Below are 22,836 nucleotides of genomic sequence, written 5' to 3'. Positions count from 1 at the left end.
GACGGATAGGTTCGGGACGTCAGCTTCTTGCTGGGTGGCCAATGAACCGGGGTGTGCCAGCAGTAAGGCTTCCCCCTGATCGTGGACACCTGGAGACTGGGACCTGAGGTTCCAGAGGAAGTAGCACCAGGTGGGAAGCAAGTACACGAAGCGCTCCATTGGCCTCGGCACTATCGTCGCCGTCACCCTGCTGGGCGCCACACTCGGCTCCTTCACCGTCCCCGAATCGCCGCGGTTCCTCGTCGCGCGCGGGCGAGCCGCCGAAGCGCGCGACGTGCTGCAGAGGCTCCAGGGCATCACGGCCGAAGAAGCCGCCACGCTGACCGACCGCATGACCGCGACGCTGCGGGCCGACCGCTCCGCCCGCTTCCAGGACCTCCTCGACCGGCGGCGCGTCCTCCTCCCTGTCGTCTGGGCGGGGATCGGGCTCGCGGCCCTTCAGGCCCTGGTCGGCGTCGACGTCATCTTCTACTACTCCACGTCGCTGTGGCAGTCGGTCGGCTTCGGCGAGTCGGCGGCGTTCACGCTGTCGGTGCTGAGTTCCTTCGTGAACGTGGCCGCGACGGTGGTCGCGATTCTGCTCATCGACAGGGTGGGCCGCCGCCCGCTGCTGCTCGCCGGATCGACGGGCATGTTCCTGAGTCTCGTCACGGTGGCGGTGGGCTTTTCCACCGCCACCACCGCCGCGGACGGTGAGCCCGCGCTGTCCGGGATCTGGGGGCCGGTCACTCTTGTCGGCGCGAACCTGTTCGTCGTGGCCTTCGCCGTCTCCTGGGGCCCGGCCGTCTGGGTCCTTCTCGGCGAGATGTTCCCCAACCGCATACGCGGCCTTGCGCTGTCGGCGTGCGCCGCCGCCAACTGGCTCGCCGGCGTCCTGCTCAACTTCACGTTCCCGAGCCTGCGCGACCTCTCCCTGGCGGGTAGCTACGGGGTCTACGCGTTCATGGCTCTCCTCTCGTGGCTGCTCGTGTTCTTCTTCGTCGATGAGACGAAGGGGCGCTCACTGGAGGACGTGCGGGAAGACACCACACCCGTGACCAGCCCGCTGAAGTGAAACGCGCCGTAGTAGGGGAGCCGCTGTCGCAGCCGGTGGCCAGGGAGCTGGATGCGGCCGTCGGCCGATGCCGGGGGCGCCGGAACCGGCCTGTCGGATTGATGCGGTCGGTCGGCCGGCGCCTGCTGGATGGGACAGCAGATCGACAGGCGCAGGGTGTCTTGGTCAAGGGTGCAGTCGTAGGTGCCGTCGGGGCACCAGGGCGGCTGCGAGCGCGAACTCGGCCGCCTCGCACGAGGGGCCGAGAGCAGGAGCTGACGTTTACAGCATCAACAGACAGATTCATCCCCTAAAGGACCGTTTCGCCCCTTTCGGGCCGGTGCACTCGTGCAAGGACTCAGGAAGAAAGGCGACGGACGTGATCACCAAACAGCAGATCCCGAGTGTCCTGGACCACGCAGTTCATGATGGCGAGGGTCACAAGATCGGCGATGCCAAGCACGTCTACCTGGACGATGTGACCGGTCTACCGGAGTGGGTGACGGTGAAGACGGGCCTGTTCGGCACCCATGAGTCGTTCGTGCCGACCCGGGAGGCCGTGGTGGTGGACGATCACCTCAAGGTGCCGTACCGCAAGGACAAGATCAAGGGCGCGCCGCACATCGACATCGACTCCGGTGGCCATCTCTCCGAGCCGGAGGAGCATCAGCTGTACGACTACTACGGCCTGAACTGGGGCGAAGGCCCGCACGACGGCGCTGGCAGCCGTGGCGACAGGGGCCGAACGGCCGGTGCGGCCGGAACAGCGGGACTCGCAGGTGCGGCCGGCCGGGCGGGCCGCGGCGGCCCCGGGCGTAGTCCCGCCGACGCCGATACCGCCGAGCGCGCCGCGGACCGTGGCACGGCGGACACCGCGGCCGGGGCGGGCGCCCGGGCTGGTGCCGGTGAGCGGCCTGCGGCGGCCCGCGATGACGCCATGACGCGCTCGGAGGAGCAGATGCGCGTGGGGGTGGAGCGCCAGGAGGCGGGCCGTGCCCGGCTGCGCAAGTACGTCGTCACCGAGGACGTGGAGCAGATCGTCCCGGTCCGCCGTGAGGAGGTACGGGTCGAACGCGAGCCGATCACGGACGCCAACCGTGAGGCCGCCATGTCCGGGCCGGACATCACCGAGGCCGAGCATGAGGTGGTCCTGCACGAGGAGCGGCCGGTGTCGCAGACCGAGGCCGTGCCGGTGGAACGAGTCAGGCTGACCACCGAGGAGCACACGCACGAGGAGCGGGTCCGAGGCCAGGTCCGCAAGGAGCGCATCGAGGGCGGCGAGGACGCGGACGAACCCCTTGGTCCCGACCGCCGTCAGGAGCGCGAACGGTAGGCGGCGCGGAAGCCGCGGCAAACGGAGCGCGGGCAGCCGGGGCGTCGTCTCGCCCCGGCAGCCCGTTGGGTCGTTGCCCCGCCCCTCGCTCGGTGGTGTCCTGGCCGACCAGGTCCGCGCGTACGACCCGACCGACCGTCCTGCAGCACCTCGGCTGTCTTGAGGCCGTCATCCCAGCCACCGAGAACACGGAAGGAAGGCCGCGCCCTCGTGCTGAAGATCTTCCACGGGCGGCGCGGGCAGCCCCGCCGGCGCTACCAGGACGGCATGGAGGGCCAGATCGGAGCGCTCGGCCTGGGCCCGGAGGCGCTCGTGCTGTTCAACACCCGCTACAGGACGCCGTCCTCGCCCAGCTCGGCGCCGACGGATTCGACGTCCGCGACGAGGGTGTCGCCCGGATCTCCCTGTTCGTGCGGCACCACGTCAACGTGCTCGACCGGTGCTCCTTCCACTTCCACCTTCCCGATCTGCCCCGGCGGGCTGCGGCCTCCCGCGCGACAAGCACGCCGCCACCGCCGACGAGTGGGCGTCAGCCGGGACCGATCCCTGTGGTGGGAGGTGCAGAAAGACAGTTGACGGGCTGCCCGGGCTGTGGGGAGTCAGTCCTGGACCGGTGTGCCTGGAGTGATGTCGTACGCCTTCTGCACGAGGGCGGGACGGCTGCCGTCGTTGAGCTGCCGGTCCCACAGGGCATCAACCTGTTGGCGAGCCTGCGGCTCCATCTCTTCGGGCAACAGGTTGCGGTAGCGCCGGTCCTCACCGAGCAGGACCCGTACCGTGCGCTCATAGACCGGTTCGGGGTCGTACTGCTCGTGCGGGAAGGCCAGTTCGGCGTAGTCGTAGAGGCGGCCGGCGGGATCGTCGCGCCATTCCTTCCACGTCTCGAACATAGTGTCGTTGAAACCGGTCAGGAAGGGCCCGGGATTGATCGTGGCGACCGTGACGCCGAACTCGGCCAGCTCCTGGTCCAGCGCGTCGGCGAACGCCTCCACCGCGTGCTTCGATCCGGCGTAGGCACCGGTGAACGGGTCGACGGTGAGTCCGGCGACCGAGGACATGAAGACGATGCGCCCACTGCGGCGCGCGGCCATCTGACGGGCGATGCCCTGGGTGAGCAGGACGGGTCCGAAAACGTTGACCTCGAACTGGCGGCGCAGCCGTTCCTCGGGGATGTCGGCGGTGGCGCCGCCTTCGGATACGCCTGCGTTGTTGAGGAGAACCTCGACGTCCCAGGTCCAGGCGTTCTCGCGGTCGCCGGGGTCGGTGACGTCGAGCTTTTCGACGCGCAGGTCGACGCCCCGCTCACGCGCTTCGGCACGAACCGCGGCTACCTGCGCGATGATCTCCACGCCCGCAATCACCTGGTACCCGGCTGCCGCGAGCCGCAGCGCGACCTCCTTGCCGAAGCCGCTGCCCGCTCCGGTGATGAGAATCGGTCCCGCCATGGTGGTTGAGCCTTCCTGTGCTGATGTCCGGCCTGTTCCAGTCACCGGTTCCCGGATGCCCCTGTCCCTGCCGCCGTATCCTCGGTCGGCTCTCTACAAGGCTGCGGCCTCTGCCACGGTGATGTTCCAGAACGTTGGTGTGTGCCTTGTCTATGGAGTGCTCGATGCCACCAAGCTGGGCTCCGCCCATCCGCACGTGAGTGACCAGACTGTCGCCCGCGTCCGCGACGGCGATGTTGCCGGGAGAGCCGGTACGGTCCGCCTCGGCGATGCCCGCGTCGATGATCCGGCGGGCATCGCTGAGACCCACAGTGTGTGTGCCGCGCATAAGAGAGACGGTAGATCCTCCGACGTCAGGCCGCCTTTCGGCACAACCACCCTGTGCCCCTCGACATTCGAACAGATTCGTAGGGTCGTCGGCGTGTTCTTGTCGGGCGTTTCCAGTAGTTCTCGCCGAAAAAACAGCGCTGACACTCCAGTCTGACTTCGTGATCCTGCTGTGGACCCGGCCGGGAACGGGCACGGCCACCGCGTCATCATCGGTTGGTGTGTGGACAAACGAAGATCGTGCGGTGGCCGCTGGCCATAGCGCAGACCCTGCCAGCTGGCGGATGGCGTTCGACCCAGCCATGGCACGGATCGCGGGCCGCTTCGGCCGGGTTGAGCCGCGGGCGACCGCCCGCGGCCATCTGCTCGGCCTGCCGTCGGGCGTCGAACGCGAAGAACTGCTGACAGCGGGCCGAACAGGCCGGTCATGTCCGGCCCGGACCGATGCAGCGCCTGTCGCGTTACACCCGCTGGGACGCCGATGCCGTCTGTGACGACCTACGCGCCCATACCGTCGACCACCTCGGCACCGACGGCGAGGGGCTGATCGTGGACGAGACCGGCTTCGTGGAGAGGGGCCACGCCTCGGTGGGCGTGCAACAGCAGTACACCGGCACCGCGGGACGCATCGAGAACTCGCAGGTCGGTGTGTTCCTCGCCTACGGCAGCGAGCGAGGACGGGGCATTGATCGGCCGTCGGCCCTGTCTGCCCGAACGCTCCTGGTCCCACGACCCCGAACGCCGCCGCGAGGCCGGGATACCCCAGGATGTGCAGTTCGCCACCAAGCCCCGCCTGGCCTGGGAAAATGATCCAGGCCGCGCTGGACGCCGGGATCACCGCCTCCTGGGCCGCCGCCATCTGCTGAGTGGAGTTCATCCCGGTCGCCTTCCCGGGGCGGGGGCGGTCAGATCCCCGGCCCCTGACCACCACCTGCCACGGCTGTAGGGCGTGCAGGATCCGCATGCCCCCGGGCCCGCGCCGGTGTGGAGCAGGCCGTGGACGATCACCGTGTCATCGGTCGCGGTGTCCCAGGAAGCAGTGCCCGGTCGGACGTACCCTGGGCGGCCCAGGGGCGCGGGACACCCTCGCCTCGTGTTCGCTTCGTCGCTCCCGCAAAAAAATGGCGGAGGGATATAGACCTCGCCACGCTTGTCCATCTACTGTCTAGACATGCCTGGACAGGTACACAAGCATCATCGCATCGCCCGTGTCCTCGCCGACGAGATCCGCGCCGGAATACATTCAGACGGCAGCAGACTCCCGGGCGAGCACGCCCTCACCCAGCGCTTCGGCGTCAGTCGCACCACCCTGCGGCAGGCGCTCCAGGTGCTCGGCGAGGAGGGACTCATCGCCACGCACGCCGGGATCGGCTCGTTCGTCACCTTCGACGGCGGGGCACCGCTGGACCACCGCCTGGGCTGGACCCGGGCGCTGGCGGAGCAGGGCACCGAGCTGTCGACGGAGACCGTCCGGTTCGAGCGGGTGGCGGACGACGCGCTGGCCGCCGAGCTGGGGCTGGCGTCGAGCGCGTTCGTCGCCCTGGACCGGGTCAGGCGGCTGCCCGACGGGCAGGGCGTCTCCCTGGAGCACAGCAGGGTGCCGGCCACCGGAGAACTGGCCGGACTGCCCGAGCGCGGCCTCGACGGGGGCTCGCTCAGCCGGACCCTGGTCGCCGCGGGCCGCGTCACCGAGTCCGGCGAGGGGCTGGTGACGGTGCGCGGGCTGGGCCCGGCCGAGGCCGCTCTGCTGCACCGCGCGCAGGGTGAGTCCTTTCTGCGCCTGAGCCAGGTGTACCGGGCCGCCGACGGCTCGGTGGTCGAGCACGTCACCAGCCTGCTCGACCCGGCCCGGTTCGAACTGCACATCCGATCAGGCCGAGGAGGCCGACTGTGACCGACCGGCTCGACCGCGCCCTCGGCGCCTACTACGGGCTCGCCCTGGGCGACGCCCTCGGCATGCCCACCCAGTCGATGTCCCGCCAGGACGTCGTGCGGTGCTACGGCACCCTCACCGGTTTCGTCCCCGCCCACCCCGACAACCCGATCAGCGGCGGGATGCCGGCCGGATCCGTGACCGACGACACCGACCAGGCCGTGATCGTGGGCCGGCTCATCGCCGAGGGCCGGGGCAGGATCGACCCGCTGCGGCTCGCCCACGAACTGCTCGCCTGGGAGAAGGAGATGAAGGCCAAGGGCTCCTTCGACCTCCTTGGCCCCTCCACCAAGGCCGCCCTGGACGCGGTGGCCCGCGGCGTCCCGGCGCACGAGGCGGGGCGCACCGGCACGACGAACGGCGCCGCCATGCGCGTCACGCCGGTGGGCATCGCCCGCGCCGCCGGGCCGCTGGACGCCTTCCTCGACCACGTCGTGGAGTCCTGCCAGGTCACGCACGACACGAACATCGGCATCGCGGGCGCCGCCGCGGTCGCCGCCGCCGTCAGCGCGGGCGTCGGCGGTGGCACGCTGGAGCAGGCCGTGGCCGCCGCGGTGAGCGCGGCGCGCGCCGGTGCCCGGCGCGGGCACTGGGTCGCGGGGGCCGACATCGCCACCCGTGTGGCCTGGGCCTGGGACCTGGTCCGGGGTCTGCCGGAGGCCGAGGCCCTCGACCGGATCGTCACCCTGGTCGGCACCAGCGTCGCCAGCCAGGAGTCCGTGCCCGCCGCCTTCGCGGTCCTCTCCGTGGCCGACGGCGACCCTTGGCGGGCCGCCCTGCTCGCCGCCAACCTCGGCGGCGACAGCGACACCATCGGCGCGATCGCCGGTGCCGTCGCCGGGTCGGTCACCGGTCTCGCGGCGCTGCCCGCCGAGGCCGTGCGGACCCTCCGTACGGTCAACTCCCTCGACCTGGAAGCCCTGACGGGCGAGCTGCTCGCCCTGCGCTGACCGGCCCGCGCCCGCCCCGTCCCTCTCTCCCCCGCCTCCGCCCTTCTCTCTCCTCCCACCCGCTCCCCCGCACACGCACACGCACACGCACACGCACACCGCAAGGAGGTACCGTCATGACCGCTTCGAAGACGAACGATCGCGTCGGCGCCGTCGAGACCCGTGGAATCGAGCCGGTTCCCGAAAGCGAACGGCACGGCCGGGCCGGCCAGATGTTCTGGACCTGGTTCGCCGCCAACATCAGCATCCTGGGCCTGCCCCTGGGCGCCACGCTCGTCGCCTTCCGCGGCCTGAACATCTGGCAGTCGGTGCTCGTCGCCGTCGTCGGGGCCTTCGGTTCCTTCGCGCTGGTGGGCGCCCTGAGTCTGGCGGGCAAGAAGGGCGGCGCGCCCGCCCTGACCCTCTCCCGTTCGGTCTTCGGCCAGCGTGGCAACGCGGGGCCGACCCTGATCAGCTGGCTCAGCCGGGTCGGCTGGGAGACGATCTCCACCACCACGGCGGCGTACGCGCTGCTGGCGCTGCTGGACACCGCGTTCGGCGTCGGCCGGAACACCGTGCTCACCGTCGTCTGCCTGCTGGTCTTCATCGGCTGCACGCTGCTGATCAGCGGCCTCGGGCATGCCACCATCATGTGGATCAACAAGTGGGCCACGGTCGTCTTCGGCCTGCTGAACCTGGTCGTGATGGGCTTCCTGGTCGCCACCGTCGACTGGACCAAGGTCCTCGACACCCCTGCGGGCCCGGTCAGCGGAGTGGTCGCGGGCATCGGGTTCATCGCCTCGGGCACCGGCATCGGCTGGGCCAACGCCGGTGCGGACTACGCCCGCTACCTGCCCCGCGCGATCCCGGGCCGCAGGCTGATCACCGCCTCGGCGTTCGGCGCGGGCATCCCGCTGGTCCTGCTGATCTCGCTCGGCTCGCTGCTCTCGGCGGGTGACAAGTCCCTGGCCACCGCCTCCGACCCGGTCGCGGCGATCAACGCGATGCTGCCCTCCTGGATGGCGATCCCCTACCTCGTCGCGGCCTTCGGCGGACTGCTGATGTCGAACCACCTCTCCACCTACTCGGCCGGCCTGACGATGATCACCCTCGGACTGCGGGTGCCGCGGGCCGCCGCCGTCGCCCTCGACGTGGTGCTGATGTTCGCAGGCGGCATCTACTTCATGCTGATCGCCGACGACTTCTACGGGCCGTTCTCCACCTTCCTGACCCTGCTGGCCGTGCCCATCTCGGCCTGGATCGGAGTCATCGCGGTGGACTCGCTGTGGGGCCGCGCCTACGATCCCGAGGCGCTGATGGACACCACCCGCACCAGCCGGTACTGGTACTCGGGCGGCTTCCGGCTCCCCGCCGTCGCGGGCTGGGCCGCCGCCATCGTCGCCGGCCTGCTCTTCACCAAGGCGTCGACCAGCGACACCGACGTGTGGTTCGCCGGCCCGCTCGCGGACACCTGGCTCGGGGTGAACGGGCTCGGCTGGGCCATCTCGATGTCCGTCGGCGCCGCGGTGTACGCCCTGCTCGGCCGCCGTCCCGGCGCCGCGGACCGCGACGGCGTGACCGGCTCCCCGGCCCTTCAGGAGGTCCGGCGATGACCCGCCGACTCGTCCTCGCCGGCAATGTCATCGCCGACCTGGTCATCGAGGTGCCCGCGCTGCCCGAACGCGGTGGCGACGTCATCGGCACCCGCACCGAGACAACCGCGGGCGGCGGCTTCAACACCCTCGTCGCGGCCCGGCGCCTCGGCACGGAGGCCGTCTTCGCCGGGCTGCACGGCACGGGCCCGCACGGAGACCTGGTCCGGGAGGCGCTCACGGCCGAACACATCGTGCCGCTGCTGCCCGCCCGTACGGACGGCGACACCGGCTTCACCGTGGCCCTGATCGACGGCGACGGCGAACGGACCTTCGTCACCAGCTTCGGCGTCGAGGCCACCCTGACGCAGTCGGACGTCGACGCGGTAGCCGCGCGCCTGCGGCCCGGCGACCTGCTCCAGCTCTCCGGCTACGGGCTGGTCCTGCCGGGAAACGGCCCGCTGCTGTCCGCGTTCACGGCCGGGCTGCCGGCGGACGTCACCGTCTGCCTGGACCCGGCGCCGCTGGTGGCCGACATCCCCGAGACCGTGCTGGCTCCCGTCCTGGCCCGCACGGACTGGCTCAGCGCCAACGCCCGCGAGGCCCGGCTGCTGTCCGGGCACGAGGACCCGCGGGCCGCCGCCACCGCGCTGCGGGACCGGCTGGCGCCGGGTGCGGGGGTGCTCGTCCGGGCGGACAAGGACGGCTGCTGGCTGGCGGCGCCCGGCCAGGCACCGACGCACGTGCCGGGTTTCCCCGTCGAGGCGGTGGACAGCAACGGCGCCGGAGACGCGCATGTCGGCTCGTTCCTCGCCCTGCTCGGGCAGGGGCACGACCCGCTGACCGCCGCGCGCGGGGCCAACGCGGCCGCCGCCTACGCGGTGACCCGAAGCGGCCCGGCCACCGCACCGGACCGCAGGGAACTGGCCCGCTTCCTCGGGGACGACCCCCTCGGACGTCAGCTCTTCGACTAGGGTCCTGCGCGCCGCAGACGCACGGGGAGGCGCCGCACAGATGCGCCGGACACCCGCCGGTGGAAGCGCCCGAGGCGCGGGGCCCCGACGGGAACCGACGCGACCAGCGCTCGTTCGGTACGCGGTCACGTCACGTGGGACAGGGCGTCGGGGTGGGAAGGCGGCCTGCGTGGAAGGCGGTGGGCGAGAGTCCCATGAGCGTGCGGAAGTCAGCCGTCAGGTGGGACTGGTCGTAGTAACCCCGGTGTCGACGGCAAGCGCCGCCCACTGTGCGGATCCCGCCCCGGCCGGCGCGGCGCGGATCCGCTGGATGCGGGCGAAGCGCTTGGGGGTCAGGCCGACATGGCCGGCGAACAGGTCGCGCGGATGGCGTTCGCTGACCGACAGCCGCCGGGCCAGTGCGGCGACCCGTTCCCCGGAAGGGGACAGCGACGCGACGGCCTCGCGGAGAAGCAGGTCGCGGGCGTCCGCAACGCGGTGCACGCAGGTGAGCAGGACTCCTCGATTCCCCGAAGAACCGGGTCGAGACCGGTCAGCTCGTTGAGCCGCTGTTCCAGGCGGGCGGCGCGCTCCCCGCGCTGAGCACGGCCGAGGAATCGACCGTCTGCGGGCCCTCCTGGACCGGCACTCCACGCCTGACCTAGGCGTCCGTGGAAGAGACCCGCACCGGCGTGTCGTGAACCACGCGGCGAGGCTGCGGAACCGGATCCCGGACCGCTCGGGCAGCAGGGTCATCCGGCGAGGAAACGCAGCAGCTCGGCGGTGACGAACCGGGGGTTCTCCTCGACGAGCCAGTGCCCGGCCTTCGGCACGTCCACCGCCCGCACGATGTCGGTCATGCGCGGGGCCACCGTGCGCCGGATCGCGTCGAGTTGCCCTTGGGCGGTCATGAGCAGAGCGGGGACACGTGCAGGTGCTGCCGCCTTGGTGTCGAGCACGTCCTTGTCGAGGGCGCGGTAGAGCTCGAAGCCGGCCACCAGAGCCTTGGGCCGGCTGTAGGTCCGTGCGTACTCGTCGATCTCGGTGGTGGTGAACGGGGACCGGTCGGAGGTGCCACCGAACGCCGTGCCCCCGAACGATACCTGGGGATAGAACAGCGCCAGGTACTCGCGGACATGGTCACCCACGACCGCCTCGGGTATCCGTCGCTGGGAGTGGAAGGCGATGTGCCAGCTCAGTGAGCGGTAGGTGCGCGCATCGATCACGGGCCCGGGCAGCGGCAGGTCGAGGTAGCCGAGGCGTGCGGTGTCGTCGGGGAACCGGCTTGCATACTGGAATGCCACCGCGGCGCCGAAATCGTGCCCGACGACACGCGCGTCACGCACCCCGAGCCGGTCGGCGATCAGCGTGTGCACGTACCGCGCCAGCGTGGCTTTGTCGTACCCGGTCGGTGACCCGGTGCTGTCTCCCAGGCCGGGGAGGTCGACGGCGTAGACGGTGTGGTGCTCGGCGAGTTCCGGCATGATCGGCCACCAGCCGTACCAGGTCTGCGGCCAGCCGTGGATCAGTACGACCGGCGTGCCGCTGCCGCCGGTGACGTAGTGCATGCGGACGCCGTCGACATCGGCGAAACCGTGCCGGAAGGTGTGCTCGAACCGGGGATCCCCCTGGGTGGCGGCGGCGTAGGCGGGAACCTCGCCGTCCGCCGCCGGTGCGGAGCAGGCCGCGGTGGCGATCGTGAGGAGGAGGGTGAGCAGGACGATTGTCACCGTGTGCGCGGATCGGAGGAAGGGGCGCGGCGACGGCCATGGTGCGGTGATCATGGGTTCCTGTCCTGGAGGTGGGGGATCGACGGGTCGACGGCCGGTCGTGCCGTCGAGGCGGGTTCGCGGAGGATGTGTGCGCGACCCGCCTGTCGGCCGGTGGAGAACGTCGGGCCGAACAGGTCCGAGGCACAGCGGCTGTTCGCGAGTGGCTCTCGGGCCGGTGTGCGCCCAGTCTCGCCAGGCACCCCGAGACCTGGCACGGGATCTTGCGGTTACGGCAAGATGGCCGGATGGATCGCAAGACGGACGACGACGTCCTCGACGCGGTGGGGCCGCGTCTTCGCACGCTGCGTCGTGACCGCGGCATCACCCTCGCCGACCTCGCGGCGACGACCGGGGTGTCGCAGAGCACTCTGTCCAGACTGGAGAGCGGGCAGCGCCGACCGAGCCTGGAACTGCTGCTGCCTCTGGCGCGTACCTACGGCGTTCCGCTGGACGACCTCGTGGGTGCCCCGCGCACGGGCGACCCCCGGATCCACCTCAAGCCGATCAGGCGATTCGGGATGACGTTCGTGCCCCTGTCCCGGCGACCGGGCGGGGTGCACGCGTTCAAGATGATCATTCCCGGCCCGCCGGAACCACTCGAACCGACCCCGCAGACCCACGAAGGCTTCGAGTGGCTCTACGTGCTCAACGGCCGCCTGCGGCTCGTGATCGGTGAGCGCGACCTGACACTGCCGCCCGGTGAGACAGCCGAGTTCGACACGTCCCTCCCCCACTGGCTGGGCAGCGCCGACGGCGGCGTGGTGGAGCTTCTCATCCTGTTCGGTCTGCAAGGGATGCGTGCACACGTACGCACCGACCCTCATCGATCGCAGCAGGCCGGCAACCAGCGGTGAACTCAGCGGGAGACTCCGTGCGCGCGTCGGTGGCGCAAAGGGCGCGGGAAGGCGGTGCCCTGGATCAGCGTCGAGCAGGCCGGGTGGGCAGCTTTTGACAGAGCGTCAGCATGCTTGTTCCGCCTCGCTGTTGCGTCGGCCCGGGACCGCTCCTCGGGGCCGGGCCGACCGCGCGTGGAGCCCCTGGGGAAGCCGAGGTCAGGCCGATGCCCACGGCACCGCGGCCGGCGGACGCGCACCACAGGAGCGCGCTCCCGGGGCCGGGGGCGTTCGCGAGCCGGCCCAGTATGTTGTTGGCACCACCAACGCCAAGCTCTGCACGAGCGACAGCAGCGACCGGACCCGGGACAAGTGCGTGCCCGGGGCGCTGGCCGGTACCAGTGGGCCCACCCGGGCAGCCGGAGCGCGGCGAAGAGTACTCCGGCGCCCTGCCCTGCGGCGACCAGGCCCGCCGTTCCCGGCCCCCAGCCGTTGGAACGGACCAGCGGCGGGCCGAGCAGCGAGATCGCCGGCAGCAGCGCCGCCGCGGCCGCTGCCGTCAGCAGCAGCGCGTGCGCAGGACGGGATCCGCCGCCGCGAGCTTCGGCCTGTCGGTGATCCCCGCGAGCACGCTCTGCGCACGAGGAGCCCGCTCCGTCTCGGCCGCCGGGCACACCCACACCGTGACGGCCAGGACCACGACGAAACTGCCCGCGTCGACCAGGGCCGTCCCCCAGGCCGCAAGCGGCCACCAGCGCCGCCCCGAGCTGTGCGGCCGCCTGACCGCTGCCTGCCGCACAGCCATCGCACGGGGGAACTGTTCCTTGCTCACCGGGCGGCGCGGCATGGAGCCCGTCGCGGGCAGACAGAACGCGTCGACGGTGCCGACCACAGCGGCGAACCCGAGGAGCACCCCCAGCGACGTCCCCCGCGTCCCGGTCGCCAGAGCCAGGGCGAGGACAGCCGCGAGCATCGCGGCATCGCCCGTGATCAGCACGCGGTGGGCGCCGGAGCGGTCGCCCGCTGCCCCGCCCAGCAGCGGGAGCACGGACCGGGGCAGCGTGATCGCGGTCAGCACCAGTGCGGGCGCCTGACCGCTGTGGGCATCGGCGGCCCGGCTGAGGGGGAAGCAGAGAGCCGCGTCACCGGCCAGAGAGGCGCAGGTCCCCGCGAGCCAGAGAACGCACGACCAGGGAAGAACGGTTCCGGAGGGCGGAGGGACAACGGGTCCCGTGGTGCCGGATGACGCCATGGCCGCTGCCCCTAGGGGCTGTCTGGGGAGGCGCCGAGGAGTGGTGATGAGGGGTCGGAGCCCGCTGCTGGTCTGTGCCGTCGCTCCGGTGATCCTGTGCTTCGGCGCCGTCACCGGATGCTCGTCGGGATCCTCCGGGGGATCCGGCGCGGCGCGGCCCGCGCCACGGCCCGCCGATGCCAGGTCGATCACGCCGTGCGACTTCTTCACCGAGGACGAGGTGACGGAGTACGAACTGCACGACGCCCGGCCCATGAGCGACCCGCCCGGCTGCCTCTGGGAGGGTTCGGCGTTCTTCGAGGGCGCGAGCACCGCGCTGACGCTGACGCTGCTGCCGAGGTCCGCCGACGCGGAGGTGCGCACCCTGCGCGCCTCCTCCGGGGAACGGATCACCGAGCGCTCCGCCGTCGGCGGCCGGCGGATCTGGCGGAACACGACGCCGGGGAACGACGTCCGGTGCGAGCTGCTGTTCTCGATCGACGGCTCCTCGGCCGCCCTCGTCCGGCTCTCCGAGTTCCTCGGCGTCTCCGACGTCAGACCCACCCAGCAGGACCTCTGCGACGGCCTCGACAAGCTCGCGCCCCGCGTGGAGGGGAAACTGCCCGCCGCCCGCTCCTGACCGTCCGGCACGGCCTCGCACACGGCAGTCCATGGCGCCGGGACCGCGACAGCGCGCCGTGGCGGGGCACTCGACGGGCGGGCGGACGGCGGGCCCGCTTCCCGGCGCCCGGCCCACCGACCCGGACGACGAAACCGAGGCGGAGCCGGCGGTCCCGCGTGACGGCGGCCGTCCTCCTCGCCGAGCCGCCGGGCGAGGACCTGCGGCGCGTCCGCGCGGCCCGGCGGCGCACCGGCGCGGACCAGCGGTGCACCCGCGCCCGTCTCCGCAGCGGCGCGGGACCGGGCGGCGCGGGGCCGGTGGCACTGGCCGCGTTCGCCGCCGGAGCACCGCTCGGGCGCTTCGGGGTCCACGACGGCGGCGACGGGGCCGCGCTCCGGGCACCACCGGAGCAGGTACAGGCACGGCCGCCGCCTCGGCGCGGACCTCAGGCTCCGGTGCCGGGGCCCTCCTCCGGGGCCAGCAGGACGGCCGTGCGGCCGGTGTGGGCGACGGCGTCGCTGACCCGGGGGCTGAAGATGCCTTCGAGGAAGCCGCGATGGTGCGGGCTGAGGACCACCAGGTCGGCGCCGAAGTCCTCGGCGGCGGCGGAGATGGCGGTGGCGATCTCGGTGGTGAGGCCGCTCGCGACGGTGCCCTCGGCCTCGACACCCGCCTCGCGCAGCGCGGTGACGGCCTCGTCGACGAGGGCCTTGGCCTCCGCGTCGCCCTCCAGCGGGACGACGACGGCGAGCGTCGCCGCGGTGGGCGCGACGTGCAGCACGCCGACCCTGGCGCCGGTCAGCCGCGCCATGTCACCTGCCAGTCGTACGGCCGAGTGGCGGGCGGGGCTCGAGTCGACGGCGACGAGTACGCGGTGGAACATGTGCTTCCCTCTTCCGTTCGGATCCTGCCCGACCGCACCGGTCGGCGCGGTCGAACACCGGTATGAACACCGGCCGGTGGTGATCTGTTCCGGGCGGCCCCGCGGACCCGGCCGGACGCCGGTGCGCTTGCCCTGGAGCGGGCTCCAACCCGTAGGGTCACGCCGACATCTGAGGACGGCTCGCGAGGAGACACACATGCGCCACCGCATTCTGGGCGGTACCGGCATCGAGGTCAGCCCCTACTGCCTCGGCACCATGATGTTCGGCTCCGTCGGCAACGCCGACCACGACGACTGCGCCCGGATCATCCATGCCGCGCTGGACGAGGGCATCAACTTCGTCGACACCGCCGACATGTACTCGGCCGGGGAGTCCGAGACCGTCGTCGGCAAGGCGCTCAAGGGACGGCGCGACGACGTGGTGCTCGCCACCAAGGTGCACTTCCCGATGGGGGACGGACCCAACAGCGGCGGGAACTCCCGGCGTTGGATCGTCCGCGCGGTCGAGGACAGCCTGCGGCGCCTGGGCACCGACTGGATCGACCTGTACCAGGTGCACCGGCCCGACCACCGCACCGACGTCGAGGAGACCCTCTCCGCCCTCACCGACCTCGTGCGCCAGGGCAAGATACGGGCGTTCGGCTGCTCCACGTTCCCCGCGGAGCAGATCGTCGAGGCGCACCATGTGGCCGAACGGCGCGGTCTGCACCGGTTCCGGACCGAGCAGCCGCCGTACTCGCTGCTGGCCCGGGGCGTCGAACGGCATGTGCTGCCGGTGGCCGAGCGCCTGGGCATGGGCGTGCTGACCTGGAGCCCGCTGGCGTCGGGGTTCCTGACCGGCCGCTACCGCAAGGGCCGGGACACCGATCTGAGCACGGGGCGCCCCGCCCTGCACCCGGGCCGCTTCGACCCGTCGGCGCCGACCACGGTCGCGAAGCTGGAGGCGGTCGAGGAACTGGTGGCCCTGGCCGAGGAGATGGGCCGCACGCTGCCGGAACTGGCCGTGGCCTTCCCGCTGGCTCATCCCGCGGTCACGTCCGTGATCATCGGCCCGCGCACCATGGAGCAGCTGCGCGCCACCCTGAAGGGCCGGTCCGTGGTCCTGGACGACGCCGCGCTCGACCGGATCGACGCGATCGTGCCGCCCGGGACCGACGTCTATCCGCCGGACGGCGTCTGGGCCCCGCCGGCGCTGACCACACCCGCGCTGCGGCGCCGTCCCGCCGGTTCGCGCTCCGCCGACTGAGCGGCGCGGCCGTGCCCCGGCCGCCGGGGCCGCGCCGCGCCCGTCGGCGGTACGGCGCGCGGGTCACCGCCCGGCGATGCTGCCGCCGCCGTCCACGCCCAGCGTCTGGCCGGTGATGTAGCCCGCGTCCTCGCCGAGCAGGAACGCGATGGCCGCGGCGACCTCGCCGGGCCGGCCGAGCCGCCCCGCGGGCACGGAGCGCAGCACCCGTTCCTCCTCCTCGCCTCCGACCGGGTGCGAGGCGCGGAACAGATCCGTCTCCACCGGTCCCGGGGCGACGGAGTTCACCGTGATCCCGTCGGCGGCCAGCTCCAGCGCCCAGGTGCGGGTCAGGCCGTCCAGCGCGCTCTTGGCCGCCGTGTAGCCGCTGCGGTGGCGCGCGCCCAGCACGGAGCGGCTGGTCACGTTGACGATGCGGCCCCAGCCGCGCCGCCGCATGCCCTCGACGCACGCCTGGGTGACCTGCACGGCGGTGCGGACGTTCAGATCGAGGACGGTCCGCAGGGTGTCGAGCCGGACCTCGCCCAGCGGTTCGGGCAGCGCGACGCCGACGTTGTTCACGACGGCGTCCACCGGGTGCTCGGCGGTGACGGTCTCCAGCACCCGCGCGGTCTCCGCCTCGTCGGCGAGGTCGCAGCGGTACAGCTCGCCGGGGAAGCCGCCCTCTCCCGCGGACCGGGCGATCCCGAGCACCCGGTGCCCCTGCCCGGCGAGGCGGCGGCCGGTGGCGAGCCCGATCCCGCGCGACGCTCCGGTGATCAGTACGGTCCTCGCAGGCATGCTGTCGGGCCCCTTCCGCTCGTCGACGGTCCGGAGCCGATCATGCCACCGCGGTGGCGGTCCGGCCGCCGGAGCCGACGCGATCCGGTCAGCGGACGTGCCGTGACCGGACCGCGCCGCGCCCCCCGGCACCGGGCGGGTCCCCGGGGAGGGGTGGGTCCCCGGGGAGGGGTGGGCCGCCGGCTAGGTGTATTGACTCGCAGCGTTGTTCACACGGCTGATTGGGGGCTTGCCTCCGAGTGCGGTGTGGCAGCGGTGGTGATTGTAGGTGTGCAGGAAGTCTGTCAGGGCGTCGGTGCGTTCGGTGTTGCTGGTGTAGGGCCGCTGGTAGGCCCATTCGTCGAGCAGGGTGCGGTTGAAGCGTTCGACCTTGCCGTTGGTCTGCGGCCGGTAGGCGCGGGTGAGCTTGTCGGCCGCGCCGAGATCGTCCAGCGCCTGCCGCCAGGCGAAGCTCTTGCGGTAGGGCCACGCGTTGTCGGTCAGGACGCGTTCGATGCGGGTGATGCCGCAGGTGGCGAAGAAGACTGCGGCCCGCCGCAGGAAGCCGGCGCAGGTGACGGCCTTCTCGTCCGGGTGGACCTCGCTGTAGGCCAGGCGGGAGTGGTCGTCGACGGCGGAGTGGATGTAGTCGAATCCCATGCCGCTGCGGCGGGCGCGGCCGGCCTGGCGGCCCAGTACCCTGTGGCCGCCGCCGTCGGGGATGCGGCCGAGCTTTTTGACATCCACGTGGAGCAGCTCGCCGGGCCGGTCGCGTTCGTAGCGGCGGATGAGCTGTCCGGTGGGCCGGTCCAGGTGGGCCAGCCGGTTCAGGCCGTGGCGGACCAGGATCCGGTGCACGGTCGAGGCGGGCAGGCCCAGGACCGGCCCCAGCCGTGCGGGACCGAGCTTGCGGACCTGCCGCTCGTGACACACCCGGGCCTCGACGGCGGCCGGCGTGCGGTGCGGGGTGGTTCGGGGCCTGCTGGAGCGGTCGGCGAGGCCGGCCTCGCCCTCGGTACGCCAGCGGCGGATCCACTTGTGGGCTGTGGCGCGTGAGACGCCCATCTCGGCGGCGACATGCGCGACGGCACGGCCGCAGCGGACACGCTCGACGAGCAGCCGCCTGCCGTGAACGGTCAGCCGGGCATTACGGTGGGACACGAAGACCTCCGTGTGGTGCGGTCCTAGACAGCTCCACCACACCGGAGGTCTTCGCCATGATCAAGCACCCACGCGCGTCAACAACGCTCGTGATCAATACAGCTAGGCGGTGAAGCGCTGTCCGGCGGAGCCGTCGCAGTTCTGCAGGCGCAGCGGCTCACGGGGCGCGGCGTGGGCCAGGCACAGGCCGGTCGCGGCCGACGGGCGGATCGTGTCGCCGTCGCGCACGAACTTCTGGTTGGCGGAGCCCGAGCAGTTCCAGACGATCAGCGCGGCGCCCGCCTGGTACCGGGCGCCGGGGACGTCCAGGCAGCGGTCCTGGGTGAGCGCGGTGCGGAAGGTCCGGCCCGCGGGGTCGTACCACCAGTCCTGGTTGCGGGTCCCGGCGCAGTCCCAGCCGAGCACCACGGTCCCGTTCGCGCTCCGGGAGGCGGAGACGTCCATGCAGCCGCCGGTCCCCCGGTTCTTCACCGGCGCGTACACGTCGTCCCAGGCGTACGGGTAGAGGGCGGGCGTGCCCGCGGAGTCGACGTCGGCGCAGGACGCCTCACGCAGCCCGGAGTCGTAGAACCGGGTGAGGCAGGAGGCGAAGGCGGCGTGGCCGCGCGCGTTGGGGTGGAAGGACTGCCGCACCGAGTTGGCGTCCGGCGGGCCGGGCTTGGAGAGGTCGATGTAGAGGCCGCGGGCCCAGGTGTTCTCCGTGCACACCTCGTGGCCGTGGAAGAGGCGCGAGGCGTCCAGGTAGGACGCGCCGGTGTCCGTGGCCGCCCGGCGGATGCCGCGTTCGAAGGCGGGCACGGCGACGTTGCGGCCCCAGGCGGTGTCGGAGTCGTAGCCGAGGCCGCCGCAGGCGAGCTTGCCGGGGAAGGCGGGGTTGTCGCGGAAGTCCGGGCCGATGGGGCTCGGGTAGCTCATCACGACCAGCTTGTAGTCGCCGTCGGCGTAACCGGCGTCGCGCATCACCGACTTCAGGTCGCGCACGGTCTGCTCGACCTTGGGGACCAGGGCGTCGACGCGGGACTGCCAGGACGGCGCGTACTTGGGCTCGCAGGGGCCCTGGGAGAGCAGATAGCGCTCGACGCAGTCGGTCATGACGGGGCCGAACTGGAGGTCGTCGTTGGCCCCGGCCACGAGGAGCACCATCTTGACCCGGGTGGTGCGCGCCTTGACGGCCAGGTTGTCGCTCTGCACGAGTTCGTCGGCGTACTGCTTGGTCCCGCCGGCCCTGATGTTGCCCGTGTAGGCGCCGGAACAGGCCACGTTGAAGGTGACGTCGGCGGGGATGCCGGTGCGGTGGACGGCGGCGTCGGGTGAGCGGTGGCACCAGTTGTCGGGGCCGTTGGTGGGCGGTTCGTAGGTGCCGACGCCCTCGCCGGAGATCTCGCTGTCGCCGAGGGAGATCAGTGAGGTCTTGCGGGCGGCGGGCGGGCGCTCGGCGGGGTCGCCGTAGAGCGCGGTGGCCTCCGCCGCCCGGACGGCCTCCAGTTCGGGCGGGAGCGCGGTGACGGCTGCCGCCTGCTGCTGGGTGGTGCCCGTGTCGGCCGCGACGGCGGGGACGGCGTTCGGCGCCGTGCCGAGCAGTGCGGCGGTCGCGACGGCGGCGAGGGTCCACCGGAGTCTGCGCCTGGTGCGTCTCATGAGACCTCCTGGCAGAGTGGGTTACCCACGGTTCTTACTGGCCGGTAAGAGTTTTGGGAATACCCGGGACCCGAACTCGCCCGATCCTGCCGGAGGTTGACGCGCCGCCGCCCGGAATCGTGCCGGGTGGGCGCACGGAGGGGGGAGCGACTAGCGTGAGGGGATGCGACATGAGGTGACCGGCGCCGACACGGCGGTGTCCCTGGGCAGCGGTGATGTGCCGGTGCTCGCCACTCCGCGGCTGATCGCCTGGCTGGAGGCTGCGACGGTGCGGGCCGCCGCGCCGTTCACCGGCCCGGGGCGGACGACCGTGGGCACGGAGATCCGGGTGCGGCATCTGCGGGCCACGCCGGTGGGCGGCCGGGTGGAGGTGACCGCCGAGGCGCCCGCCGCCGAGGGGCGGCGGCTCACCTTCCGCGTCAGCGCCGTGGACGGTGCCGGGGAACTGGTCGCGGACGGTGAGATCCACCGGGTGCTCGTCGACCGGGAGCGTTTCCTCGCCTCGGCGCCCGCGGCGCGCCCGGAGGGGACGGAGGACTCGGGGAACTCGAAGGACTCGGAGGGCTGACCCGCCCGACCGCCGCCCGCTCCCGCGGCCCGGCGTGACGGCCGCCGCACCCGGGCCACGGCCCCGCGCCGCTCGTCATACGGGCGTGTGGCCCGCCAGGTAGTCCCGTACCGCGCCGGGGAGCGCGCCGTGCGCCGCCTCCGCCACCGGCACCCAGCGGATCTGCTCCGGTGCGAGCCGGGCCCCGGACGAGGGGTCCGCGGTCAGCAACTGGCACACCACGGCCTCGAACGCCGCCTCGCCCTCGCCCGCGGCCTGCGGGTCCAGCTCCGAGGAACCGTCGACCAGATAGCCGGTGGTCTCGTGGACGACCCGGGCCGCGGTGGCCCGCGACGTCTCGGCAGGCTCCGGGGTGCCCGAGGGCAGCCGCCACCCGCCCCGCTCGTCCACCAGCAGCAGGCGTCCGTCGTGGACGACCACCGCCTGCACCGCGCCCCGGGGGGTCTGCTCCGACGTCATGGTCCCGCCTTCCCGTAGTCCCTGCGCCCCGTACGGGCAGGAGGATCCGTGGACGGGCCGGCCCGTCCACGGATCCTCCTGCCCGCTGGGCGGCCCTCCCACCCGGCCGGCCGTCTCACACCACGGTGACCGCCACGCCGGTGGCGTCGATCCGGGCGAGCGCGTCGGCGGCCGCCGACCGGTCGGTGACCAGGTGGTCGATGTCCGTCAGGGAGCAGATCCGGGCGAAGGTGGCCCGGCCGATCTTCGTGTGGTCGGCGACCACCACGGTCCGGTCGCCGCTGGCGGCGAAGGCGCGGTCCGTCGCCGCCTCCAGCTGGTCGTGGGTGGTGCAGCCGTGGGTGGCGCTGATCCCGTCCACGCCGAGGAAGGTGATGTCGGTGTGGTGGTCGGCGAGGGTCTTCTCGGCGATGGGTCCGACCAGCTCGTAGCTCTCGGTGCGGGCGTAGCCGCCGACGACGACGAGCGTGACGTCGTGGTGCGGCACCAGCTCGGCGGCGATGTTGACCGCGTTGGTGACGATGGTGACGGCGCCCCGGGCGGCCAGGACCCGGGCGATCTCGGTGACGGTGGTGCCGCCGGTCATGCCGACGACCGCGCCCTCGGGGACCAGCTCGGCGGCGGCCCGCGCGATGGCCTGCTTCTCCGCCCGGCGGTGTTCGGTGCGGTGGCGCACCGGGAGTTCGGGGCCCGTGCCACCCGCCATCGCCCCGCCGTGCGTGCGGCGCAGCAGGTTCAGCCGGCTCAGATGTTGCAGGTCACGCCGGACGGTGGCGCCGGAGACGTCCAGCAATCGGGACAACTCGGTGACGTCGACGGCACCACGCGCGGAGACATGCTCAAGTATGCGCGCATGACGCTCAGTTCTCAGCATGAAGTGAGCATAGACCGCGCACCGTGGGCGGCAAGATGCGCAGCTCCGATCTGTTGACATGGCGAAAATTGCTCGCTTTACTCCTTCCAACGCTGGAGTTGAGCACCCGGCGTCAGAGGTACGCCCAGCCGGTAGCGCGGTGCGCTCACCGCAAGTCCGGACAAAGTCGCCAGGATCCGTCCACCGGGACGCGAGGTCCGAGGCGGGGACGTACCCTCGCATCTTCTGGAGCTCAAGGATGTCCCTCTTCTCTAGGACCGGGTCCCGTCGGCGCGCCGCCGCGGCGGCGGCCGTGGCAGCGGCCGTCGTCTGTCCCCTCACCGCCTGCGCCTCGGCCAGCGCGGCCGTCCAGGATGTGACCCCTCCCCCGGCGCACGCCGGCTTCGACTACCAGATCGGCACGGCCTACACCCCGCCCGCCGGGGTCAAGGTGGTGACCCGCGACCACCAGGCGTCCCCCGCGCCCGGCCTCTACAACATCTGCTACGTCAACGCCTTCCAGGCCCAGCCCGGCGCCGAGGCCGAGTGGGGCGACCTGCTGCTGCGCGACGCCTCCGGCAAGGTCGTGTACGACAAGAACTGGGGGGAGGCCATGCTCGACATCCGCACCGACGCCAAGCGCAAGCAGATCGCGGCCAAGGTCAACTCCTGGGTCGACTCGTGCGCGGCCAAGGGCTTCCAGGCGGTCGAGCCCGACAACCTCGACACCTTCGACCGCACCAAGCTGATCAGCCAGGACAACGCGGAGACGTTCGTCCGGCTGCTCGCCGACCACGCCCACACCAAGGGCCTCGCGATCGCCCAGAAGAACGCCTCCGCGCTCTCCGGCGACCGGGCGCGCACCGGTCTCGACTTCGCCGTCGCCGAGGAGTGCGGCCGGTGGGACGAGTGCGGTGACTACGTCGACGGCTACGGCGACCACGTCATCGTCATCGAGTACGAGGCCAAGGGCCTGAAGAAGGCCTGCGCCGCCTACGGCGACCGGCTCAGCATCGTGCTGCGCGACCTGGACGTCACGGCTCCCGGGAGCAGCGGCTACGTCCGCAAGACCTGCTGAGGCGGCACCGCCCGCCCGCCGCGCGCGCATCCGTTCGTGTGCGAACGCGTCCGGATGCGTCGCGCGGGCCCGTGGACGCCCGCCCGCGCCACCGGATGTCGACGGTTGTCACCGGACGCCCTCCGCCGCACCGGCGCCCTGGCACCAGCGCGTCCGGCGGCACCGTCCCACCCCTCCCCACTCCCGCC

At 72.3% G+C, this 22,836-nt stretch carries 22 protein-coding genes and 2 pseudogenes; 13 read left to right on the top strand and 11 right to left on the bottom strand.

What is annotated here, in order from left to right; all coding sequences use genetic code 11:
- The first annotated feature begins 130 nt into the window (after positions 1 to 130).
- The 3 genes and pseudogenes from R4Z62_RS32645 to R4Z62_RS32635 form a co-directional block, all read left to right on the top strand.
- Positions 131 to 1,054: an MFS transporter gene (locus tag R4Z62_RS32645; RefSeq protein WP_491521690.1), complete on the top strand. Its 924-nt coding sequence runs from the start codon at positions 131 to 133 to the stop codon at positions 1,052 to 1,054.
- 358 nt (positions 1,055 to 1,412) lie between these two features.
- Entirely contained in the window at positions 1,413 to 2,366 is a 954-nt protein-coding gene (locus R4Z62_RS32640) for a YsnF/AvaK domain-containing protein (protein WP_355482347.1), read from the top strand.
- A gap of 147 nt (positions 2,367 to 2,513) precedes the next feature.
- Positions 2,514 to 2,889 (top strand): annotated as a pseudogene (locus R4Z62_RS32635) (Tn3 family transposase); the annotation flags it as partial.
- 76 nt (positions 2,890 to 2,965) lie between these two features.
- Here R4Z62_RS32635 and R4Z62_RS32630 read toward each other — a convergent pair.
- Positions 2,966 to 3,811 carry an SDR family oxidoreductase gene (locus tag R4Z62_RS32630; protein ID WP_491521689.1) on the bottom strand — a complete coding sequence of 282 codons (846 nt, stop codon included), beginning with the start codon at positions 3,809 to 3,811 and terminating at the stop codon, positions 2,966 to 2,968.
- 142 nt (positions 3,812 to 3,953) lie between these two features.
- Positions 3,954 to 4,139: pseudogene (locus tag R4Z62_RS32625) on the bottom strand (heme-binding protein); the annotation flags it as partial.
- 443 nt (positions 4,140 to 4,582) lie between these two features.
- Between R4Z62_RS32625 and R4Z62_RS32620 the strand changes: the two are divergent.
- The 5 genes from R4Z62_RS32620 to R4Z62_RS32600 all read left to right on the top strand — a co-directional run bounded on the left by R4Z62_RS32620 (position 4,583) and on the right by R4Z62_RS32600 (position 9,566).
- Entirely contained in the window at positions 4,583 to 4,948 is a 366-nt protein-coding gene (locus R4Z62_RS32620) for a transposase (protein WP_491521688.1), read from the top strand.
- Between the two features lie 361 nt (positions 4,949 to 5,309).
- The gene (locus R4Z62_RS32615; protein WP_491521687.1) at positions 5,310 to 6,032 is read left to right on the top strand and encodes a GntR family transcriptional regulator; all 723 of its coding nucleotides are present in this window, start codon (positions 5,310 to 5,312) and stop codon (positions 6,030 to 6,032) included.
- Positions 6,029 to 7,021: an ADP-ribosylglycohydrolase family protein gene (locus R4Z62_RS32610; protein ID WP_355482356.1), complete on the top strand. Its 993-nt coding sequence runs from the start codon at positions 6,029 to 6,031 to the stop codon at positions 7,019 to 7,021. The genes R4Z62_RS32615 and R4Z62_RS32610 overlap by 4 nt, the downstream gene beginning before the upstream one ends.
- A gap of 116 nt (positions 7,022 to 7,137) precedes the next feature.
- Positions 7,138 to 8,613, top strand: a complete 1,476-nt coding sequence (locus R4Z62_RS32605; RefSeq protein WP_491521686.1) for a purine-cytosine permease family protein — start codon at positions 7,138 to 7,140, stop codon at positions 8,611 to 8,613.
- The gene (locus R4Z62_RS32600) at positions 8,610 to 9,566 is read left to right on the top strand and encodes a PfkB family carbohydrate kinase (protein WP_355482358.1); all 957 of its coding nucleotides are present in this window, start codon (positions 8,610 to 8,612) and stop codon (positions 9,564 to 9,566) included. Before R4Z62_RS32605 ends, R4Z62_RS32600 begins: the two co-directional genes overlap by 4 nt.
- 216 nt (positions 9,567 to 9,782) lie before the next feature.
- On the opposite strand, the gene R4Z62_RS32595 is transcribed toward R4Z62_RS32600, so the two are convergent.
- Positions 9,783 to 10,049: a hypothetical protein gene (locus R4Z62_RS32595; protein WP_491521685.1), complete on the bottom strand. Its 267-nt coding sequence runs from the start codon at positions 10,047 to 10,049 to the stop codon at positions 9,783 to 9,785.
- A gap of 248 nt (positions 10,050 to 10,297) precedes the next feature.
- Positions 10,298 to 11,329, bottom strand: coding sequence for an alpha/beta fold hydrolase (locus R4Z62_RS32590; RefSeq protein ID WP_491521684.1), 1,032 nt, complete (start codon positions 11,327 to 11,329; stop codon positions 10,298 to 10,300).
- 233 nt (positions 11,330 to 11,562) lie between these two features.
- Between R4Z62_RS32590 and R4Z62_RS32585 the strand changes: the two genes are divergently transcribed.
- Positions 11,563 to 12,171, top strand: coding sequence for a helix-turn-helix domain-containing protein (locus R4Z62_RS32585; RefSeq protein ID WP_064536973.1), 609 nt, complete (start codon positions 11,563 to 11,565; stop codon positions 12,169 to 12,171).
- Between the two features lie 538 nt (positions 12,172 to 12,709).
- Here the strand turns inward: R4Z62_RS32585 and R4Z62_RS32580 are convergent.
- Positions 12,710 to 13,228: a hypothetical protein gene (locus R4Z62_RS32580; protein ID WP_491521683.1), complete on the bottom strand. Its 519-nt coding sequence runs from the start codon at positions 13,226 to 13,228 to the stop codon at positions 12,710 to 12,712.
- Positions 13,229 to 13,448: 220 nt separating this feature from the next.
- Here R4Z62_RS32580 and R4Z62_RS32575 point away from each other — a divergent pair, with 220 nt between their 5' ends.
- Positions 13,449 to 14,021: a DUF3558 family protein gene (locus tag R4Z62_RS32575; RefSeq protein WP_064536971.1), complete on the top strand. Its 573-nt coding sequence runs from the start codon at positions 13,449 to 13,451 to the stop codon at positions 14,019 to 14,021.
- A 427-nt stretch (positions 14,022 to 14,448) separates the two neighbouring features.
- Here the strand turns inward: R4Z62_RS32575 and R4Z62_RS32570 are convergent, their stop codons facing one another.
- Positions 14,449 to 14,886, bottom strand: coding sequence for a universal stress protein (locus R4Z62_RS32570; protein WP_064536970.1), 438 nt, complete (start codon positions 14,884 to 14,886; stop codon positions 14,449 to 14,451).
- Positions 14,887 to 15,082: 196 nt separating this feature from the next.
- On the opposite strand from R4Z62_RS32570, the gene R4Z62_RS32565 reads away from it, so the two are divergent.
- The gene (locus R4Z62_RS32565; protein WP_491521682.1) at positions 15,083 to 16,132 is read left to right on the top strand and encodes an aldo/keto reductase; all 1,050 of its coding nucleotides are present in this window, start codon (positions 15,083 to 15,085) and stop codon (positions 16,130 to 16,132) included.
- A gap of 63 nt (positions 16,133 to 16,195) precedes the next feature.
- Here the strand turns inward: R4Z62_RS32565 and R4Z62_RS32560 are convergent, their stop codons facing one another.
- The 3 genes from R4Z62_RS32560 to R4Z62_RS32550 form a co-directional block, all read right to left on the bottom strand.
- Entirely contained in the window at positions 16,196 to 16,912 is a 717-nt protein-coding gene (locus R4Z62_RS32560; protein WP_064536968.1) for an SDR family oxidoreductase, read from the bottom strand.
- Between the two features lie 183 nt (positions 16,913 to 17,095).
- Positions 17,096 to 18,052, bottom strand: coding sequence for an IS481 family transposase (locus tag R4Z62_RS32555; RefSeq protein WP_491521681.1), 957 nt, complete (start codon positions 18,050 to 18,052; stop codon positions 17,096 to 17,098).
- 102 nt (positions 18,053 to 18,154) lie between these two features.
- Positions 18,155 to 19,690 carry a ricin-type beta-trefoil lectin domain protein gene (locus R4Z62_RS32550; protein WP_491521680.1) on the bottom strand — a complete coding sequence of 512 codons (1,536 nt, stop codon included), beginning with the start codon at positions 19,688 to 19,690 and terminating at the stop codon, positions 18,155 to 18,157.
- Between the two features lie 163 nt (positions 19,691 to 19,853).
- Here R4Z62_RS32550 and R4Z62_RS32545 point away from each other — a divergent pair, with 163 nt between their 5' ends.
- The gene (locus R4Z62_RS32545; protein ID WP_491521679.1) at positions 19,854 to 20,258 is read left to right on the top strand and encodes a thioesterase family protein; all 405 of its coding nucleotides are present in this window, start codon (positions 19,854 to 19,856) and stop codon (positions 20,256 to 20,258) included.
- A 75-nt stretch (positions 20,259 to 20,333) separates the two neighbouring features.
- Here the strand turns inward: R4Z62_RS32545 and R4Z62_RS32540 are convergent, their stop codons facing one another.
- On the bottom strand, positions 20,334 to 20,717 hold the full coding sequence (locus R4Z62_RS32540; RefSeq protein WP_382851389.1) for an NUDIX domain-containing protein: 384 nt from the start codon (positions 20,715 to 20,717) through the stop codon (positions 20,334 to 20,336).
- Between the two features lie 115 nt (positions 20,718 to 20,832).
- On the bottom strand, positions 20,833 to 21,591 hold the full coding sequence (locus R4Z62_RS32535) for a DeoR/GlpR family DNA-binding transcription regulator (protein WP_491521678.1): 759 nt from the start codon (positions 21,589 to 21,591) through the stop codon (positions 20,833 to 20,835).
- A gap of 238 nt (positions 21,592 to 21,829) precedes the next feature.
- Here R4Z62_RS32535 and R4Z62_RS32530 point away from each other — a divergent pair, with 238 nt between their 5' ends.
- Entirely contained in the window at positions 21,830 to 22,648 is an 819-nt protein-coding gene (locus R4Z62_RS32530) for an endo alpha-1,4 polygalactosaminidase (RefSeq protein WP_064536964.1), read from the top strand.
- The last annotated feature ends 188 nt before the right edge of the window (positions 22,649 to 22,836 follow it).

Source organism: Streptomyces sp. PL-25 (assembly GCF_058344915.1).
Note: the sequence above shows the minus strand (reverse complement) of the source record. Positions and strands in the feature narration are given on the sequence as shown.

Coding starts and splice junctions, on each gene's coding strand:
- R4Z62_RS32630 (WP_491521689.1), bottom strand. CDS start 3,811: ATGGCGGGACCGATTCTCATCACCGGAGCGGGCAGCGGCTTCGGCAAG.
- R4Z62_RS32620 (WP_491521688.1), top strand. CDS start 4,583: ATGCAGCGCCTGTCGCGTTACACCCGCTGGGACGCCGATGCCGTCTGT.
- R4Z62_RS32615 (WP_491521687.1), top strand. CDS start 5,310: ATGCCTGGACAGGTACACAAGCATCATCGCATCGCCCGTGTCCTCGCC.
- R4Z62_RS32605 (WP_491521686.1), top strand. CDS start 7,138: ATGACCGCTTCGAAGACGAACGATCGCGTCGGCGCCGTCGAGACCCGT.
- R4Z62_RS32600 (WP_355482358.1), top strand. CDS start 8,610: ATGACCCGCCGACTCGTCCTCGCCGGCAATGTCATCGCCGACCTGGTC.
- R4Z62_RS32590 (WP_491521684.1), bottom strand. CDS start 11,329: ATGATCACCGCACCATGGCCGTCGCCGCGCCCCTTCCTCCGATCCGCG.
- R4Z62_RS32585 (WP_064536973.1), top strand. CDS start 11,563: ATGGATCGCAAGACGGACGACGACGTCCTCGACGCGGTGGGGCCGCGT.
- R4Z62_RS32575 (WP_064536971.1), top strand. CDS start 13,449: ATGAGGGGTCGGAGCCCGCTGCTGGTCTGTGCCGTCGCTCCGGTGATC.
- R4Z62_RS32570 (WP_064536970.1), bottom strand. CDS start 14,886: ATGTTCCACCGCGTACTCGTCGCCGTCGACTCGAGCCCCGCCCGCCAC.
- R4Z62_RS32565 (WP_491521682.1), top strand. CDS start 15,083: ATGCGCCACCGCATTCTGGGCGGTACCGGCATCGAGGTCAGCCCCTAC.
- R4Z62_RS32560 (WP_064536968.1), bottom strand. CDS start 16,912: ATGCCTGCGAGGACCGTACTGATCACCGGAGCGTCGCGCGGGATCGGG.
- R4Z62_RS32550 (WP_491521680.1), bottom strand. CDS start 19,690: ATGAGACGCACCAGGCGCAGACTCCGGTGGACCCTCGCCGCCGTCGCG.
- R4Z62_RS32545 (WP_491521679.1), top strand. CDS start 19,854: ATGCGACATGAGGTGACCGGCGCCGACACGGCGGTGTCCCTGGGCAGC.
- R4Z62_RS32540 (WP_382851389.1), bottom strand. CDS start 20,717: ATGACGTCGGAGCAGACCCCCCGGGGCGCGGTGCAGGCGGTGGTCGTC.
- R4Z62_RS32535 (WP_491521678.1), bottom strand. CDS start 21,591: ATGCTGAGAACTGAGCGTCATGCGCGCATACTTGAGCATGTCTCCGCG.
- R4Z62_RS32530 (WP_064536964.1), top strand. CDS start 21,830: ATGTCCCTCTTCTCTAGGACCGGGTCCCGTCGGCGCGCCGCCGCGGCG.